Source organism: Bacillus pretiosus (genome assembly GCF_051294775.1).
GTDB classification, from domain to species: Bacteria; Bacillota; Bacilli; order Bacillales; family Bacillaceae_G; genus Bacillus_A; species Bacillus_A wiedmannii.
In genome coordinates this window covers 1-297 of sequence record NZ_JBPPHF010000283.1, presented here as the reverse complement: position 1 = coordinate 297, position 297 = coordinate 1, and the positions used below count along the sequence as shown (strand labels likewise).

Genomic DNA, 297 nt, shown 5'->3' with positions numbered 1-297 from the left:
TGTATATTGCTTTCAATTAGCTTTGATATGCCGCAAAACCACATAATTATGCCAAAAATACATATATACGTAGTTCAGCTTCATTTACAAGAAGCAGTACATAAAAAACGAAAAATGCTTGGACAATCCAAAATAGTATATCATGAATAAATACAAGCCAACGTTTACGTTCTTGCCGCTTTAAAAATCGTTGGTATGTATCTAAAGACGCTCCAATCCAAGCACCCATTGCGATCATTGAGAGCATCGTATACAACTGAATTGTTAGGCTCATTTAAACAACTTACTAAAGATTCC

1 pseudogene is annotated in these 297 nt (G+C 34.0%); it reads right to left on the bottom strand.

Features of this window, described 5'->3' with window-relative positions:
* Positions 1-49: 49 nt before the first annotated feature.
* Positions 50-274: pseudogene (yabQ, locus tag ACSG5Z_RS30885) on the bottom strand (spore cortex biosynthesis protein YabQ); the annotation flags it as partial.
* Positions 275-297 lie beyond the last annotated feature (23 nt).